Annotated in this window: 17 protein-coding genes and 1 tRNA gene; 4 read left to right on the top strand and 14 right to left on the bottom strand. The window is 63.0% G+C overall.

The window, feature by feature from the left end; all coding sequences use genetic code 11:
* The first annotated feature begins 82 nt into the window (after window positions 1-82).
* Window positions 83-469 carry a hypothetical protein gene (locus ACVWZA_RS16165; protein ID WP_457312290.1) on the top strand — a complete coding sequence of 129 codons (387 nt, stop codon included), beginning with the start codon at window positions 83-85 and terminating at the stop codon, window positions 467-469.
* A 35-nt stretch (window positions 470-504) separates the two neighbouring features.
* Here ACVWZA_RS16165 and recN read toward each other — a convergent pair whose 3' ends face one another.
* The 3 genes from recN to ACVWZA_RS16150 are packed head-to-tail and all read right to left on the bottom strand — an operon-like array spanning window position 505 to window position 4124.
* A complete protein-coding gene (recN, locus tag ACVWZA_RS16160) occupies window positions 505-2169 on the bottom strand; it encodes a DNA repair protein RecN (RefSeq protein WP_457312289.1) in 1665 nt (554 codons plus the stop codon).
* 55 nt (window positions 2170-2224) lie between these two features.
* Window positions 2225-3160 (bottom strand): alpha/beta fold hydrolase, encoded by a 936-nt coding sequence (locus ACVWZA_RS16155; protein WP_457312288.1) that lies wholly within the window; start codon window positions 3158-3160, stop codon window positions 2225-2227.
* Between the two features lie 43 nt (window positions 3161-3203).
* Window positions 3204-4124: an outer membrane protein assembly factor BamD gene (locus ACVWZA_RS16150; RefSeq protein WP_457312287.1), complete on the bottom strand. Its 921-nt coding sequence runs from the start codon at window positions 4122-4124 to the stop codon at window positions 3204-3206.
* Between the two features lie 128 nt (window positions 4125-4252).
* Here ACVWZA_RS16150 and ACVWZA_RS16145 point away from each other — a divergent pair, with 128 nt between their 5' ends.
* Entirely contained in the window at window positions 4253-5077 is an 825-nt protein-coding gene (locus tag ACVWZA_RS16145) for a class I mannose-6-phosphate isomerase (protein ID WP_457312286.1), read from the top strand.
* A 16-nt stretch (window positions 5078-5093) separates the two neighbouring features.
* On the opposite strand, the gene ACVWZA_RS16140 is transcribed toward ACVWZA_RS16145, so the two are convergent.
* Complete coding sequence (locus ACVWZA_RS16140) at window positions 5094-5774, bottom strand: PilZ domain-containing protein (protein WP_457312285.1); 681 nt, start codon at window positions 5772-5774, stop codon at window positions 5094-5096.
* Window positions 5775-6045: 271 nt separating this feature from the next.
* Between ACVWZA_RS16140 and ACVWZA_RS16135 the strand changes: the two genes are divergently transcribed.
* On the top strand, window positions 6046-7251 hold the full coding sequence (locus ACVWZA_RS16135) for a glycosyltransferase (RefSeq protein WP_457312284.1): 1206 nt from the start codon (window positions 6046-6048) through the stop codon (window positions 7249-7251).
* On the opposite strand, the gene ACVWZA_RS16130 is transcribed toward ACVWZA_RS16135, so the two are convergent.
* The 5 genes from ACVWZA_RS16130 to yajC form a co-directional block, all read right to left on the bottom strand.
* Window positions 7206-8429: a DUF3089 domain-containing protein gene (locus ACVWZA_RS16130; RefSeq protein ID WP_457312283.1), complete on the bottom strand. Its 1224-nt coding sequence runs from the start codon at window positions 8427-8429 to the stop codon at window positions 7206-7208. The two genes, ACVWZA_RS16135 and ACVWZA_RS16130, sit on opposite strands and share 46 nt — an antisense overlap.
* A 118-nt stretch (window positions 8430-8547) precedes the next feature.
* Window positions 8548-8919 carry an MTH938/NDUFAF3 family protein gene (locus ACVWZA_RS16125; protein WP_457312282.1) on the bottom strand — a complete coding sequence of 124 codons (372 nt, stop codon included), beginning with the start codon at window positions 8917-8919 and terminating at the stop codon, window positions 8548-8550.
* Window positions 8919-9890 carry a protein translocase subunit SecF gene (secF, locus tag ACVWZA_RS16120; protein ID WP_457312281.1) on the bottom strand — a complete coding sequence of 324 codons (972 nt, stop codon included), beginning with the start codon at window positions 9888-9890 and terminating at the stop codon, window positions 8919-8921. Before secF ends, ACVWZA_RS16125 begins: the two co-directional genes overlap by 1 nt.
* A gap of 13 nt (window positions 9891-9903) precedes the next feature.
* Complete coding sequence (gene secD / locus ACVWZA_RS16115) at window positions 9904-11493, bottom strand: protein translocase subunit SecD (RefSeq protein WP_457312280.1); 1590 nt, start codon at window positions 11491-11493, stop codon at window positions 9904-9906.
* A 3-nt stretch (window positions 11494-11496) separates the two neighbouring features.
* Window positions 11497-11835, bottom strand: coding sequence for a preprotein translocase subunit YajC (gene yajC / locus ACVWZA_RS16110; RefSeq protein ID WP_457312279.1), 339 nt, complete (start codon window positions 11833-11835; stop codon window positions 11497-11499).
* A 170-nt stretch (window positions 11836-12005) separates the two neighbouring features.
* Between yajC and ACVWZA_RS16105 the strand changes: the two genes are divergently transcribed.
* Window positions 12006-12082: transfer RNA gene (locus ACVWZA_RS16105), tRNA-Pro, on the top strand.
* Between the two features lie 144 nt (window positions 12083-12226).
* Here the strand turns inward: ACVWZA_RS16105 and ACVWZA_RS16100 are convergent.
* From ACVWZA_RS16100 to ACVWZA_RS16080, 5 genes are all read right to left on the bottom strand, one after another.
* On the bottom strand, window positions 12227-12742 hold the full coding sequence (locus tag ACVWZA_RS16100; RefSeq protein ID WP_457312278.1) for a hypothetical protein: 516 nt from the start codon (window positions 12740-12742) through the stop codon (window positions 12227-12229).
* Between the two features lie 46 nt (window positions 12743-12788).
* Window positions 12789-13163 carry a DUF3768 domain-containing protein gene (locus ACVWZA_RS16095; RefSeq protein WP_457312277.1) on the bottom strand — a complete coding sequence of 125 codons (375 nt, stop codon included), beginning with the start codon at window positions 13161-13163 and terminating at the stop codon, window positions 12789-12791.
* 24 nt (window positions 13164-13187) lie between these two features.
* Window positions 13188-13766, bottom strand: a complete 579-nt coding sequence (locus ACVWZA_RS16090) for a tyrosine-type recombinase/integrase (RefSeq protein ID WP_457312276.1) — start codon at window positions 13764-13766, stop codon at window positions 13188-13190.
* Between the two features lie 154 nt (window positions 13767-13920).
* Window positions 13921-14754, bottom strand: a complete 834-nt coding sequence (locus tag ACVWZA_RS16085; protein ID WP_457312275.1) for a hypothetical protein — start codon at window positions 14752-14754, stop codon at window positions 13921-13923.
* A gap of 77 nt (window positions 14755-14831) precedes the next feature.
* Window positions 14832-15404, bottom strand: a complete 573-nt coding sequence (locus ACVWZA_RS16080) for a hypothetical protein (RefSeq protein WP_457312274.1) — start codon at window positions 15402-15404, stop codon at window positions 14832-14834.
* Window positions 15405-15998: the final 594 nt, after the last annotated feature.

Genomic DNA, 15998 nt, shown 5'->3' with positions numbered 1-15998 from the left:
GATGCTTGTGGCAATCTCGCGCGATGGACGATCTATAGCATGGTTTTACGGATTTGTCGCATCGTTTAGCTCTGGCCCTATTGTGGCCTTATCGCCGCGTAATATTGTCATGCCGCAAATCGGGAGGCGACGTCCGGTGACGATAGCATTGATGTTGCTTTTGCAGGCGGCGACCCTGCCGGAAAGCACGCAGCCTCAAGATACGCGGGTCGATCTCCCGTTGCGCGTTCGCCGCCCCTGCGAGGTATCTCCCGATATCGATGAGATCGTGGTGTGCGACAGGCGACATGACGACCAGTTCCGGCTGAAACCCATTCCGCTTCCGGCCGGCATGAAAACGCCGATCGACGGCCCGGGCGTGGACTTCGACATCGGCAAGGCGCACGGCAATGTTTACACCACCACCGGCGCCCGGGCGGACGGATTACCCGACAAGCGAATCATGCTGACGGTCACGATGCCGTTTTAGGGAATCTTTTGCCTGAGGCTTTTTAGCGAATCGGGTCAGGCCGTTTCGAGCAACCGCTCCGCCTGGGCCCGTGCCTCGTCGGTGATGGTCGATCCGGAAAGCATGCGGGCGATCTCTTCGCGGCGCTGCGCATCGTCCAGCGCCCGGACGCCGGTACGCGTGACGGTCCCGTCATGGCTTTTCGCGATGAGCAGGTGATGGCCGCCGCGCGCCGCGACTTGCGGGCTGTGCGTCACCACCAGCAACTGGGTGCTCCCGGCGAGTCGGGCAAGTCGTTCGCCGATCGCACTGGCCACCGCGCCGCCGACGCCGCGATCGATCTCGTCAAAGATCATCGTCGCCGCGGCGCCTTCTTCGGCCAGCGCGACCTTCAACGCGAGGATGAAACGCGATAATTCGCCGCCGCTCGCGATCTTGGTCAGCGGCGCGAACGGCGCGCCCGGGTTGGTCGATATCTCGAACTCGACCCGGTCCTTGCCGGCGGCGCTCCAGCTGTCGCCCGCGAGCGGTGCGATCGCGGTACGGAAGCGCGCCGCGTCGAGTTTCAGCGGGGCAAGCTCGCCCTTTACCGCAGCGTCGAGTCGCGCCGCGGCATCGCTGCGCCTGTTGGTGAGCCGCTCGGCCTCGGCATCGTAAGCGGCAGCGGCGTCTGCCAGCGTGCGTTCGAGCGCCGCGATGCCTGCACCACCGCTCTCGATCCGCTCCAGTTTCGCGGCCAGGTCAGCACTCAGCGCAGCGAGATCGTCGGGCTGGACGCGGTGCTTGCGCGCCAGCGCGCGCAAGTCGAACAACCTTGTCTCGTCCTCTTCGAGGCGGGCCGGGTCGAACGCCAGCGCGGCCGCGGCTTCATCGACCTTCTCCTGCGCTTCGGCGCCTTCGATGATCGCGCGGTCGATCGCCGCGAGCGCCTCGGCCAGCGCCTCATGGTCACCGCCGACGCGTTCGAGGATACGCGCCGCCTGGCGCAACTTCGCCAGGCCGCCATCCGATCCTTCGAGCAGGTCGGCGATCGCCTGAAGATCGTCGGCGATCTTTTCGCCGCGCTGCATGCCCGCGCGGCGGGTGGCGAGGATTTCCTCCTCGCCCGCCTCAGGACCAAAGGTGGTCAGTTCTGCGACGGCATGTTCGAGCCATTCGCGGTCGCGTTCCTGGACATCGAGTTCGGCACGCGCCGTCGCCAGCTCGGTCTGCGCTGCGCGCCAGACGCGGTGCGCGCCCCCCGCCGGGCCGGTGTCGATCCGGCCGAACGTATCGAGCAGCGCGCGGTGGCCGCTCGGCGCGAGCAGGCCGCGATCGTCGTGCTGACCGTGAATTTCGACCAGAAAAGCGCCGAGTTCGCGCAGCAGGCCGGCAGAAGCGGGCTGGTCGTTGACAAAGGCGCGGCTGCCGCCATCGGCCTTGACGATGCGGCGGATGATGAGCGGCTCGCCGGGATCGATATCGAGGCCGTTTTCACCGAGCAACGCAGCGATCGGGCCGTCGCGGTGTGGCGTATCAAAGCTTGCGGTGACCACCGCCTGCATTGTGCCGTGCCGGACCAGCGCGGTGTCGCCGCGCGCGCCCAGGGCCAGGCCAAGCGCGTCGAGCAGGATCGACTTGCCCGCCCCGGTCTCGCCGGTGAGCACGCCGAGCCCCTCGCGAAACTCCAGGTCGAGTGCCTCGATCAGCACGACGTCACGGATGGAAAGCGCGGTCAGCATGGTTCCACGCGGCCTTTAGCGACTGTTTCCCCGTTCTGGAATTGTTCTTTGCGGGTCAGGCCGGTGCGGCACATTGCTGGATCCATTTGGCGACCGTCGCGGCGGCAGTGATCGGGATCATATGGCCGCCATCGATCAGCGCGGTCCGCGCGTGCGGGATCAGCATCGGCAGCGTTTCGCCGTGAAGCATGGGATCGAGTATCTCATCGGATCGGCCATAGAGAATAGACACCGGCATGACGATCTCGCCATAACGGGCGACGATCGGCGCCAGTTGTTCGGGCGCCTGGGTCAGTTCGGTGGACGCGGTGAAGATCGCGCCCGGGCGCTGCACGAGCAGGCCGCCGCCGCGAATCGCAAAATCGGCCGGTGCGGGCTCGGGCGCGAAAACGGCGTGTGCCGATTTCGCCGAATTGATCGCCGACATCGGCACCGCGATCGCCGATGCGATAAAATGGCGTACGGTGGTCGAGCGTATCTGGAGCGTACGGAACGCCGCCGGTGGCGTATCGATCACCCGGGTGAGAGCCGACAGCAGCGCGACGCCGCGCAGCTTGTCCGGATGAAGGACGGCAAGCGCCAACGCGACCGCGCCGCCAAGCGAATGACCGACCACCAATGGCTTGTCGAGCGCGAGGTGGTCGATCAGTCCGGCGATCATCCGCGCCTGGGTCGGCAGCGAGAAATTGCCCGCGATGCCGTCGGAATGGCCGGACCCCGGCCGATCGACCGTGACCACGCGGTGATGCGCCGCGAGCAGATCGGTCAGCGCATAGCCGAAATTGCGACCGTTGCCGGCCAGTCCGTGGATCAGCACGACCGCGCCGCCGCTGCCGGCATCGGTATAATGGAGGCGCTTTCCGTCGATCTCGAAGAAGTGGCCGAGCGGTGGCACCAGGCGCTCGACCTGGCGCGCGCGCAGCATCGAATAGACCAGCCCTGTGACGATGAGCGCGGCCATCACAGCGGCGATGCCGATCACGATGGTCATGCCGCGCCGCTCAGCCGCGCCCCACCACGCTGCCGTCCCGGTGTCAGGTGCCGCTCGGGCTGCTGTTCGACGGGGCCGGCGTCTTTTCGTCCTTGGGGGCGACCGCGCTGCTGCCGGGCAATGTCGGTTTCGCGCCGACAGTCCCTTCGGGAATGATCGGCTGGCCTGGCGGTGTCGGCTTCATCTCCACGGCGGGATGATCGCCGATCAGCTTATAGGCGCGCTGATACCAGTCGGAGCCGGGATAATTGGCGCCGAGCACTGCGGCGGATTTCTTCGCCTCATCCGGCACGCCGAGCGCGAGATAGGTTTCGGTCAGCCGCATCAGCGCCTCGGGCGCATGGGTCGTGGTCTGATAATCGTCGACGACCTTGCGGAAGCGCAGAGTCGCGCCGAGCCATTGGCCGCGCCCTTCATAGAAACGCCCGATCTCCATTTCCTTGCCGGCAAGGTGATCGCGGACCAGATCGATCTTCAGCCGTGCATCCGACGCGTAGCGCGTGTTGGGATAGCGCCGCGTCAGTTCGCCGAGCGAATCGAGCGCCTGCTGGGTGATCTTCTGGTCTCGGGTCACGTCGCTGATCTGCTCATAATAGCCGAGCGCGATCAGGTAATAGGCATAAGGTGCGTCGCGGTTGCCGGGATGGACCGACAGGAAACGCTGCGACGACTGGATCGAGCTGGTGTAATCCTTGCTCAGATAGTTGCAGAACGCGCTCATCAACTGCGCGCGGCGCGCCCAGACCGAATAAGGATGCTGGCGCTCGACCTCGTCGAAGAGTGCCGCGGCCTCCTTGTAACGGCCCTGGTCGAGCCGGTGCTTGGCCGCCGAATAGAGCGTGCCGACATCGCGCGCGACATAGGGAACGTCGTTCTTGCCGCGATTACGCGCACAACCGGCGATCGGAAGCGCCAGCACGGCGATGAGCGCAAGCGCTAGCGGACGGGACAATGAGATACGCATCGGCGCATCCTTAGCCCAGCCGCCCGCGCGCCCACAATGTTTTTCGCGTTGCCCCCCGGACGGGATCGCGTGGCGTGATTTGTGCGTTGCAGTTAAGGAAATCGATAACATCGAAGGGACTCGACCTAATGACCGCGACCTTGCTCACCACACGCCGGGTGGAAAAGCCATGGGGGCGCCATACGCTCTGGCCCGGTTTCCCCGATCCCGCGCCGCAGGACGCGCCGATCGGCGAGGTGTGGTTCCAGACGCCGCATGCGGAGGAGCCCGACCTGCTGATCAAATATCTCTTCACCTCTGAAAAACTTTCGGTCCAGGTCCATCCGAGCGATGAGGAGGCTAATGCCCGCGGTCTGGCGCGCGGCAAGGACGAATGCTGGGTGGTGCTGGCGGCCGAACCCGATTCGACGATCGCGCTCGGTACGCTCGCGCCGATGTCGAAGGAGGAATTGCGGCAATCGGCGCTTGATGGGTCGATTGAGCAAAAGCTCGACTGGAAGCCGGTCAAGGCGGGTGATTTCTATTATTCGGCGAGCGGCACCATTCACGCGATCGGTGCCGGCATCACGGTGATCGAGACGCAGCAGAATGCGGACATAACCTACCGCCTCTATGATTATGGCCGCGCGCGCGAGCTGCATCTCGATGATGGCGTCGCGGTGGCCGATGCCGTGCCGTTCGTTGCACCGAGTGCACCGGGCCGCGTCGCGGACGACCGCATCCTGCTGGTCGAAGGACCGAAATTCGTGCTCGAACGCTGGCCCGGCGGCGACCGATCGGTGGTGTTGCCGGCGGGCGTGTCCGGCTGGTTCGTGCCGATCACCGGCGAGGGGCATGCGGACGGCCTCCCCTGGAAAGCGGGCGAATGCCTGTTGCTGGAGAAAACGACTCACATCACGGCATCGCGGGGAAGCGATTTGCTGTTCGCCTATCCGGGGGACAAACGAATCTGATTCCAGGATCTGGACGCTAGATTCGGGGCTCGGAGGCTAACCCGTCGGGCCATCGCTGCGCCTGACGTTGCATCATGGGAAGCCAATGCGCCAACACGTCGAACGGCACGGGTACATCGAACGCTATGCCGGCCTGGCCATTGTCGGACCAGCGCACCGATGCCGCGATCGGTGGCAGGCCATTGACCGTCAGGACCAGTTTCTCCGCCAGCTCGAATGCCTCCGCCACGCGGATTTTTGCGCCGCCCTGCGAGATGTTGAGCAAGGTGGCGGCGTGATAATGTGCACCGACGCGGATTCGGCCAGACAATTCCAACTCTACGCGCGGCGCACGCTGTTGCGCCGGCTGCGGCGAAAGTTCATCGCCGGACAGAACGCTGGTCGGGTCCACTTTCTCGTGGAATTCTACGCCGGCAAGCCCGTTGCGGTGCCACAGGATATGTCCGGAAATTGCATGGCCCGATTTGAACTCGACGGTAACGATATCGCCGGTGGCGAGTACCGAATAGACATGCGCCATCAGGCCGCCGCAAGAAATATTGCGGACAAGACATAGTTCTTCGCCGGCCGCGCTCTGCAATTTCGCAACGCGCAGGACGGTCACTTGCCGGGGGTCACGCCGGCGCTCCGGCAACCGCACCTGCTCGCCGGACGGCGCAATAACCGCCGACCTATAGTCCTGATCGTCTTCAAGCATGCGGCATTCCCCCTGCAAGCAGTCCAGGCTTGCGATCGTTTTCATTCACTGGATCAGGCATCGCCGTCCTTTCCCGCAGACGGCGACGCTTCTCCCTTGGGTTCGCCTCTACTTTCTTACAATTAACAACCGCGATATCGATCTTGCTTAACGGCGCATGCGCCATGCTGCCGGTCGCTGTGCGCAGGGCGCCGGTCCGGGGGGGCGCCAGTCCGGGCGCGCCGGCCAGATAGGGGCAAAGTAACCTTCGCGCGTTACACGGGTCTTCACCATGCTCCGTGTCCTCACCCTCTCGACCCTGTTTCCCGATGTTTCGCGGCCCAATTTCGGGGTGTTCGTGGAGCGGCAGACGCTGGGCCTGGCCGCGCATCCCGACGTCGATCTCCGGCTCGTCGCGCCGATTGGCATGCCGCCCTGGCCGCTGCGAACGCTGGCGCACTACCGGCCGTTTGCCGCCGTGCCCGAGCGCGAGACCTGGAAGAGTCTCGATACGCGCCGGCCGCGCTTCGTGACGATCCCAGGCACGAAGGGGCACTGGCACAACGCCGCACTGGTGCGCATGTTGAAGCCGTTACTTGCTGAGGTCCGGCGCGATTTCGCCTTTGACGTGATCGACGCCGAATTCTTCTTTCCCGACGGGCCTGCCGCCGTCGCACTCGGCGCGTATTTCGGCGTGCCGGTCTCGATCAAGGCGCGCGGTGCCGACATCCATCATTGGGGAACGGCGCCGGCCACTGCCGCGCAGGTCGCCGCCGCCGGGCGAAAAGCTCAGGGCCTGCTCGCCGTCTCGCTGGCGATGCAGGCCGACATGGCGGCGATCGGCATGCCGGTGGAGCGTATTCGTGTCCATCATACCGGCGTCGATCTCACCCGATTCGCGCCGCGCGATCGTGCGACGGGCAAGGTGGCGTTTGGCATCACCGGGCCGCTGGTCGTGTCGCTGGGAGCGCTGATTCCGCGCAAAGGGCATGACATCGTCCTGCGCGCGGTCGCGTCGCTGCCCGGTGTTTCATTACTGATCTCGGGCGAGGGGCCCGAACGCGCCGCGCTCGAGGCGGCGATCGCGCGGTCCGGAGCGAGCGATCGCATCCGCCTGCTCGGCGGCGTACCGCATGCCGATCTGCCCGCCTTGCTTGCCGCCGCCGATGTCATGGCGCTGGCATCATCGTCGGAAGGGCTGGCCAATGCCTGGGTCGAGGCGCTCGCTTGCGGCACGCCGATCGTGATCACCGATGCGGGCGGGGCGGGGGAAGTCGTCGATACGCCAGCCGCAGGCCGGATCGTGCCGCGCGAAGCCGGCGCTTTCGCGGCGGCGATCGCCGACCTGCTCGGCGATCCGCCGGCGCGCGCCGAAACGCGAAACGCGGTGGCGCGCTTCACCTGGGAAGCGAACACCGCCGCGCTGTACGACCATCTAGCGGGACTGGTCGATCACTTCCGCGATTTCCACGACACGCCGCGCCACGCCGCCGCCTGACGATCGGCCAGCATGACCAGGTCGCCCATCTCGACCGGCATATCGATCAGGTGCAGGCCCCAGTCCTTGAGCATCTGCCCGTCGACCACCACATCGCCGACGATCGTGTCGGTGCGCGCGTCCTTCGGATCGGCATTCACCGTCACCGCGAGATAGTCGAAGCCGTCGTTCGACACGCACTCGGCGGAGATCAGGCCGGGCACTTTCACGAAACTGGTCGTGACCGGCAATCCGCCGGCGGCCCATGGCCCCATCGGCGTGCTGCCCAGCCCTGCGCCCTTCGCGCCGAGGATCGCATTGGTCACCGCCTTGCCGCCGGCGAGTGCCGCCGGATTGGTGCAGCCGGTCGACTGGCCGGCGGTCGCCACCTTGCCGAAACGGCTGCCGGCCGGCGGCGGTGAATCAGCGCGGAATGTGACATAGGTGACGACGCAATTATATTGGCCATCGGCCCGGCACAGCGGCATCTTCTTCAGGTCGCCGCCGACCACCTGCCCGGTCGGGACCGCGACATTGGTGCCGATCAACATCGCCGAGGCGACCTTCTTCAGCATCGCGCGATTGGGTTCGATCTCCCGGGCGATCAATTCCTTCAGGATGCCGGCGCCCTGGCTATGGCCGATCAGCACCACGCCGCGGCCATTATTGTCGCGCTCGAGATAATTCTCCCACGCCGCCTTCACATCGGCATAGGCCATGGCGCGGTCCGCCGCGAGTGGCTTACCCAGCATCACCGCCCGCAGGGCGGTCAGCGTAACCTGGCGATAGAGCGGCGCATAGACTTTGCACTTTTGACCGAAGCGCGCCGCCTGGGCGGCGGCGACGGTGTTTTCTTCATTGCCTGCGGTCATGTCGCTGTTCGGCGACGTGTCCAGCGACACGGTCGGATAGACATAGAAACAGTCGAACTGGATCAGCGGATCGGGTTTGAACTTCTCGATCTTCTGCTTGCCGTCGGGGCGGATGACCGTGACGTCCTGATTGGCGGCGCACGCGTCTGTACGGCCCGGACGGCACAGCCAGCTGGCGTCCTGGGCGTAATCGGGCGCGGGTGACGGACTGGCAGGTGCCGACGCCGCGACCGGTGCCGGCGGCACGTTCTGCGGTGATGTCGTCGGTGCGGTCTGGGCGACGGCGGGCGTCGCGACCAGGGCAAGCAGTAGCGCGGTGGATCTCATCATTCCCTCCCTATTTCGCCACAATCTAGCGCGCTCGCCGTGCTCGCGTCGAGGGGGGTCTGTGCGGCTGATCTGATCGGGTATTCGCCGGCGAAATGCGCCCATCGGGCGGGGGGTGTCAGCCCAGCGGATAAAGCGCGGCGGCGATCCAGCGGCCTTCGCCACGTAGCACGGCCCAGGCGCGCGCGGCGGCACGGCTGTCCATCGCCTCGATCCCGCAGCCGCGCGCCTCGATCGTCCCGACCAGCGATACTGGTGGACGGATCAGCGAGGGGCCCGTGCCGAGCAGCAGGAACTCAGGCGGCGGATCGATCGCGAGCAGCGGCTCCAGGTCGGCGAGCGTCAGCGCTGCAACCGGCGGCGGCGCCCAGCCATCGGCGCGCACCGGGGTGATCAGCAACGCGGCATAGACGCCGTCGTCGATCTTGAAACCGCCAGCCGAAAAGCCCGAGATCATCGGGCCGTCGGTCCTGGCCTTTTCCATCTTCATCAGGGGCGGTCTTTGGGTCCGACCCGCTCCGCATTCTGGGGTGCCGTCGGCGCATCCGCCTTGTTCGGGTCGGCGCGCAGGCCGAGCGAGATGAGCAGCGACGACGAGACATAGATCGACGAATAGGTGCCGACGAAGATGCCGAGGATCATTGCCGAGGTGAAACCGCGCAGCACATGGCCGCCGAATGCGAGCAGCGATCCGAGCGCGAGCAGGATGGTCAGCGAGGTCATGACGGTGCGCGGCAGCGTCTCGTTGACCGACAGATCGATGATCTGCGGCATTTCCATCTTGCGATAACGGCGCATATTCTCTCGGATACGGTCGTCGATGACGATCTTGTCGTTGATCGAATAACCGATGATGGTCAGCACCGCGGCAACGATGTTGAGGTCGAATTCAAGCTGGGTCAGCGCGAAGAAACCGAGCGTCATGAGCAGATCGTGGACGATCGCGACGACGGTCGAGACACCGAACTGCCATTCGAAACGGAAGATCGCGAACAGGCCGATACCGAGCACGGCGAGTACGACCGCCGCAATACCCCACCAGATCAGTTCGTTGGAGACTTTACCCGAAACCGCGTCCTGCTTCGAGAATTTGGCGTCCGGGAAATCCCTGGTGATCGCCGCCTGGACCTTCTGCACCACCGCGTTGGTCGCTGCCGGATCGTTACTTTCGGGCGGTGGGAGGCGAATGGAGACTGTCCGGGAATCTCCGAACTGCTGCAGCCTGACCTCGCCCAGGCCAAGCCGGTCGATCGTCGTCCGCAATTTATCCAGATTCGGCTCGGTCCCGAATTTTTCCTCGATCATCAGGCCGCCGACGAAATCGACGCCGAAATTCAGGCCCTTGGCCCAGACCAGTCCGACCGCGGCGATCGACAATGCCATGGTCAGGGCAAACGCCCATTTGCGTAAGGATACGAACGGCAGGTTCGTATTGTCGGGGACGAGTTTCAGGAGGCGCATATTTGTTCGCCGATCAAATGTTGATGTCGCTCGGCCGCGCCTTGCGCAGCCAGAGGGCGACCATCATTCGCGTAAAGACGACGGCGGTGAACACCGATGTGACGATGCCGATCAGCAGCACGACCGCAAAACCCTTGACCGGGCCCGAGCCGAGCATCAGCATGATCACGCCGGATATGGAGTGGGTCACGTTCGCCTCGAAGATCGTCCGGCTCGCTTCCTTGTAGCCGAGCTCGACCGCCTGGATCACATTGCGCCCGCGCCGCCGTTCTTCGCGGATACGTTCGTTGATCAGCACGTTGGCGTCGACCGCGGTGCCGATGGTCAGCACGAACCCGGCGATGCCGGGTAGGGTGAGCGTACCGTTGATGACGGCGAGCACGCCGACGATGACGATCACGTTGATGACCACGGCGAGGTTCGCATACACGCCGAACCGGCCATAGGTCAGCAGCATGAAGATCACGACCGCAGTCACCGCGATCACCGAGGCGAGAATACCGGCGCGGATCGAGTCCGCCCCCAGGTCGGGGCCGACCGAGCGTTGCTCGATCACCTTGAGCCCTACCGGGAGCTTTCCTGAACTGAGCGATATGGCGAGGTTGTTGGCGGATTCGACGGTGAAGCTGCCCTCGATATAACCCGCGCCACCCAGGATCGGCGTGTTGATGCGCGGCGCTGAAATGACCTTGTCGTCGACGATGACGGCAAAGCGCTTGCCGGTGTTCTGCTGAGTTATCCGGGCGAACTTCTTGCCGCCGGCGGTATTAAAGGCGAAATCGACGATCGGCGAATTATCTTCCTGTTTGAAAGATTGCTTGGCGCTGACGAGTTGATCGCCGGTCAGGATCGCCTGGCGCTTGACCAGGATCTTGGCTTGCGGCCCGCCCTCGGGATAGTCAAGAAACTGGCTGCCGACCGGGGCCGTGGTCTGGCCTGGAATGGTCGGCGTTTCATCGACCATCTTGAACGCGAGCTTGGCGGTCTTGCCGAGCAATTCAATCAGCGCGCTCGGGTCTTTCAGGCCAGGAACCTGGACCACGATCCGTGTCGCGCCCTGGCGGATGATCGTCGGCTCCTTGGTGCCGAGGCTATCGATGCGTTTGCGCACGACATCGGTCGCGGTGCTCATCGCATCGGTGATCGCCTGATCCGTGCCGGCCTTGGTCGGTGTCATCACGATCCGGCTGCCATCCACGACCTGCAGGTCCCAATCGCGCTGACCAGTCATGCCGGCGCCCTTGGTCAGCTTGTTCAGCCGCTCGCGCGCATCATCGAGCTGCGTCACATCGCGCAACATGAAGCTCAGCTTGCCGCCTTGCGACGATATGTCGCCGATGCTGATGCGTGGGACAGACTTCATCGAATCGGCGATGTTGTTGTGCATCGTCTCCAGGCGCGAATTCGCCAGGTCGGTCGTGTCGGCTTCGAGCAGTAGATAGGATCCACCGGCGAGGTCGAGGCCGAGATTGATCCGCGGATGGGGGAAAGCGCCCCATTTGTCGGTCACGCTTTCGGGAAGGAAGCTCGGAACGGCAAGCAGCATCAGAGCCACCAGCAAGGCGACGATCGATCTAACTTTCCAGCGCGGAAAATCGAGCATGGGTTAGTCGTTCGCTGGCTTGACGGAACCGGGGCCGGTGATGTCGGTCAGCGTCGCCTTGACCACGCGAACCTTGACCGTCGGGGCGATTTCGACCTCGACAAAGCGTTCCTCGACCTTGGTCACCTTGCCCACGATGCCGCCCGCGGTAACGACCGAATCGCCCTTCTTGACCGCCTCGACCGACGCCTGCAGCGCCTTCATGCGGCGTTGCTGCGGGCGAATCATCAGGAAATAGAAGACGATGAAGACGAGAAACAGCGGGGCGAGGCTGAGGAACGAGCCCATGCCGCTACTGGCGGCCGAACCGGCGGTCTGGGCGTAGGCTGATGGGATGAACATGCTTCTACCTGAATGGCGGGATGGCAGGGCGGACGCCCCACGCTATAAGGGCCGCGCGCTATCATCATCACCGGGGACACGCAACATTCGTGGTGCGCGATGAACATGCGGCAGCGAACACTGGGCGCTTGCATCCAGCGCCACACCCGCATAAACGCGCTCGCCTCGGTCGGGGCGTAGCGCAGCCTGGTAGCGCATCACACTGGGGGTGTGGGGGTCGCAGGTTCGAATCCTGTCGCCCCGACCAAGAGGTTTTACGAGACAAAATCCGCTAAAAGCGACGTTTGAGCCGGTTCAGATTGAACCGGCTTTTTTTTCTGTAGCAATCACATAGCAATCACCGTGAAAGTATAGGCGCTTTTGGCACGCTGGCCGCTCCGCTCGATAATATTCAGAACAACGCAAGGATAACGGCCGCGTCGGCCGCGAGCTTTGGCTCCTCGGCTGGTTTCAGCGGGATCGACCGCGAAGTGCCCTCGTCGATCAACAGATATGCATCTTGGTTGTGCCTGGCAGCGACGATCCAGTGAGATCCGTCCCGGTGCGCGGCGATTACGCCGAACGCCTTGCCGCAGCGCCAAAGCGATCGATATCGCCGAGCAAACGGCATCCGTTGGCGTGGTCCGATAATGCCGACGGTGATACCGAGATCAATCCGTTCTGCGAAAAGCGCGCAGAGGTCACGAATTTGAAATTGGTCAATTCCACCGATTGCTGGGTTGCTCTTCAGCACGCGTATATCGACGCCCGGAACCCGTGCTAGACATTCCACGGCTTCGTCGAAGAAGGCTGTATCGTTGTCGATCAGCACCGAATGCCCCGAACTTTGCTGCAGGAATCGAAAGGCGTTCAGAACCGCGAAGAAGCCGCAAAGCCCGTCATGGTCGCCCTGGCTAAAGTAGCGCATACTTAATGCCTCGTGCGAGGCGCCGAAGGGTTGGCGATCGACCGGCTCAATATTCCGACGCCAGCATGACCGTCAGAACGCGGGTGGTAACGGCCGGGTCGGCGGGGTTGGGCGAACCGTACAGCAGATCGACGTCATAATAGTCGATCTTCCAGAAAATGCGTTCGCCCACATATGAGAACGCACCCATATCGTGCTCACCATACGGATCGTTGTCGGCGGAGAAATCGGTCGTCTCGCGAATGGTGCGGACGATCTCAATGAGCGCTTCCTGACCCAATGCCTTGATCCCCGGTGTGACTGCGGCGATTCCGCCCGCACCGTGCTTGCGAAAAGCGTCGTTCAGTGCGCGGATGGTCGCGGTCGAAGAAGCCGTGACAGCCTTGGATGGCAGGCGCAGGTCTCCAGTAATGTCCGTCATCGTTTTTTCTCCGTCGGTTTGGGGTTAGATCAGGTTGATGAGCTTGCGCTGGGCATCACGATTGCCCTCGATGTAGCGCTGGGTCGTCGCGAGATCGCGGTGACCGACCAGTTCTTGTATGTCGCGAAGTGAGCCGCCGGTTTTGGCGAGCATGCGGGCCGAACGAGTGATGAAGGTACGCCGCCCGGAGTGGGAGGAGCAGCCATCCAGGCCAAGCTCGGCGTAGGTGGCGATAAACCAATTGACGATGCTGCGGGCGGTCATATGCGTGCCGCGTTCCGACTGGATTACCGGGCCGTCGCGAGGTCTGCCCTGTTCAAGGCGGTGCCGTTGCAGCGAAGCCTTCAAATCTGGATGGATGGGGATACGCCGGGCCAAACCGTTTTTGGTGATAGTGCCGGCAAGGGAGAGGAGGGAAGCCAACTGGCCGTCTGGTCGGAGGATCATTGACCAGTCGAGCCCAGAGATTTCACAGGCTCTTAGGCCGGCCTTGAAGCTCAACATGATAATGACGTGGTTGCGGGTCGCGTGCCGGTGGTCGCGAACGTGGCCGATCAATCGACGCACGTCCGCGACCTCCAGCACCCGGGCGGGCTGAGGCATCTTGGATCTCCGTTGTGTGGAAACAGCACCGTTGACTGTGTTGCTATACTACCACGCCTGCGCGAAAATGTCAAAAGGTGGTCCGGCCGAAGCGGCGGCTTGCCGACAAGCCGCCGCCTTATTCGCCACGATGCGACTGTCTAAGCGGTGACAGTTATTGCACGCCTGTTGTTGGGTTTTCGGCATCGATGCCGGAGGTGTCACCCGGCTCGTCGGCCTGGGTCTCGCTCTGATGCGGGGGAGTGCTTTCTTGACGCGAGCAGCGACGGAAGGATGCTGAGCTGGATCCAGAGATATCAGCCGTAAAGCTGTTCTGGTCAGCCTCGTTTATCAAAAGGTTGATCGCACGCCCTGTGCCGATGATCGTCAGCTGCTTGTCAGCCAGACGCCATGTGCCAGCTGACGCACTCTGGTCGGCGAACTGGCCTTTCCCGGCAAACTCGTAGAATGGCCCATTCAAGCACACGTTGGAGCCAAGATCAGCAGAGACCCATCGCCCACGCATCCAGCCATCCTTGACTGTTGCGGTAAGAGCCGCTTGTTCTTCCTCCTCGTTCTTCCGCTCGTCGTTGGCGGTGCTGTCACTGTCGATCGCCGTTGCCAGCTGGTCAGAATAGGCATCGAGCGCAGCCGCGACCACAAACTCGTCAGCATTCTGCGCCGATGGAACGATTGTGAAGTCGAAGCCAGTACGACCGACGATTTCCTCAGAGGGGCCATCGACCTTGATATTGGCGTGACACGTGGCCTTGCTCACGACCTTGTCGAAGGTCTCCAATGTCGCGTCTGAGAAGGAGACGGTATAGCCTTTAGCGTCATCGCTTTTGGGCAGCACGAGCTTGCGGAGCGATTGCTCGACATCGCCGGCAATGCAGACCTTAGCATCGCCTGCGCGAAGCAATTGCATCGTGTTATTGGTCGAACTCTCGCCCGAGCAAGCGGCAAGCGTCGTTGCGAGGCTGACGAGCGTCAGCGCTGATTTGTACATCGGGAACTCCATCTATTTTGGTGAGGTGCGCAAGGCTAAGGCGTCGACCGGCCCTCGGGACCGGGAGGCGGTTGGGTTTAGTGCGGTACGCAGGCGCGCAGCCGATTCATCGCGCGGGCGCTATGCGTCATGTCAAAGTTTTGGATAACCTTTGCGTTGGCATCGAAAAATACGAGGCGATCGAACCGGCTGAAACTGGTCAACATTTGCGCCCCGTCGAGTTTGGTGTTGAACACGCGCTGCCCGGCCCGATTGACGCCGATCACAAATTTTTTCGAACCCCAGCGACGATCGGGATCGCCTAATCCCACGCCTGGAATTATGTTGATCAAGACGATCTCGAGATAGGTCGTGTCCGCCGAATTGTACGTCGTGATGTTCTTATTCCAAAAGGCGACGTGCCCCTGATCGCGGCGTCGATCATAACCGAGCAACAGAACGCCACGCTCGTTCTCCGCCGACGCGTAACAATAGCCGGTCGTACGGAAATATTTCCACTCTGGGCTGTCGATGAAGACGTCGAAGCTATGACCGAGCGGGTCATCGATGAAGCCATCGAAGCCGCTTGTCTGTGCCAGCAGTGGTGCGGAAATCGACAGCATAACCGCGCTGGCGACCGCCGTGCATTTCAGTGTCTTCCAGATGCTCATATAGTTCGTCCCCTGTTGCAGGGGCGGTTCGGGCCTCAACCTCGCGCCGCCCGTATGTCCACTCGGGGCGACGGCCGAAGCCGGATGTTGGAAACCTGGCATACACACAGGCGCATGCGCCTTTACCGGCAAGCCGGCTGGACATGCGCGCATGCCACCCGGCCCCGAATAATTCGCGACCGAGTTTGTATGCTGAGGTTTCCACGCCCCACGCGGCGGCTTTCACGCAGCGCACCACCATTGTACGCGGCAGTGGGGTTGGCGGCAAGGTCGAGCTGTTTCGATGCAGCGGTGGTGGTCGATAAGGCTTGAGCGCGCTTACTCAACTGAGCCCTGCGAAGAGCTGCTGAATGCACAGTAGCGAGCGCTACTTCGCAGCCGACAGCCAATATTTCGGCAAGCCGGCGAACGAGAAGATGGTTATGAAAACTTAACCCCAAATACGTTGAATCTGGATCTAATTGTCATTGAAAGCACGTCTCAGCCGGGTACTCTATATCGCTAGTGGATTGATCGGAACGAAGGAGTCCGTTTTAGGATTCCCATGGCGGCTGCGGCATGCGACGTTGCGACATGCGCACTGGTATCACGATT

Source organism: Sphingomonas sp. UYAg733, assembly GCF_054057355.1.
Note: the sequence above shows the minus strand (reverse complement) of the source record. Positions and strands in the feature narration are given on the sequence as shown.

Coding starts and splice junctions, on each gene's coding strand:
- ACVWZA_RS16135 (WP_457312284.1), top strand. CDS start 6,046: ATGCTCCGTGTCCTCACCCTCTCGACCCTGTTTCCCGATGTTTCGCGG.
- ACVWZA_RS16125 (WP_457312282.1), bottom strand. CDS start 8,919: ATGAAGATGGAAAAGGCCAGGACCGACGGCCCGATGATCTCGGGCTTT.
- ACVWZA_RS16155 (WP_457312288.1), bottom strand. CDS start 3,160: ATGACCATCGTGATCGGCATCGCCGCTGTGATGGCCGCGCTCATCGTC.
- ACVWZA_RS16080 (WP_457312274.1), bottom strand. CDS start 15,404: ATGAGCATCTGGAAGACACTGAAATGCACGGCGGTCGCCAGCGCGGTT.
- ACVWZA_RS16090 (WP_457312276.1), bottom strand. CDS start 13,766: ATGCCTCAGCCCGCCCGGGTGCTGGAGGTCGCGGACGTGCGTCGATTG.
- ACVWZA_RS16100 (WP_457312278.1), bottom strand. CDS start 12,742: ATGCGCTACTTTAGCCAGGGCGACCATGACGGGCTTTGCGGCTTCTTC.
- ACVWZA_RS16095 (WP_457312277.1), bottom strand. CDS start 13,163: ATGACGGACATTACTGGAGACCTGCGCCTGCCATCCAAGGCTGTCACG.
- ACVWZA_RS16150 (WP_457312287.1), bottom strand. CDS start 4,124: ATGCGTATCTCATTGTCCCGTCCGCTAGCGCTTGCGCTCATCGCCGTG.
- secD (WP_457312280.1), bottom strand. CDS start 11,493: ATGCTCGATTTTCCGCGCTGGAAAGTTAGATCGATCGTCGCCTTGCTG.
- recN (WP_457312289.1), bottom strand. CDS start 2,169: ATGCTGACCGCGCTTTCCATCCGTGACGTCGTGCTGATCGAGGCACTC.
- ACVWZA_RS16130 (WP_457312283.1), bottom strand. CDS start 8,429: ATGAGATCCACCGCGCTACTGCTTGCCCTGGTCGCGACGCCCGCCGTC.
- ACVWZA_RS16140 (WP_457312285.1), bottom strand. CDS start 5,774: ATGCTTGAAGACGATCAGGACTATAGGTCGGCGGTTATTGCGCCGTCC.
- ACVWZA_RS16145 (WP_457312286.1), top strand. CDS start 4,253: ATGACCGCGACCTTGCTCACCACACGCCGGGTGGAAAAGCCATGGGGG.
- yajC (WP_457312279.1), bottom strand. CDS start 11,835: ATGTTCATCCCATCAGCCTACGCCCAGACCGCCGGTTCGGCCGCCAGT.
- secF (WP_457312281.1), bottom strand. CDS start 9,890: ATGCGCCTCCTGAAACTCGTCCCCGACAATACGAACCTGCCGTTCGTA.
- ACVWZA_RS16085 (WP_457312275.1), bottom strand. CDS start 14,754: ATGTACAAATCAGCGCTGACGCTCGTCAGCCTCGCAACGACGCTTGCC.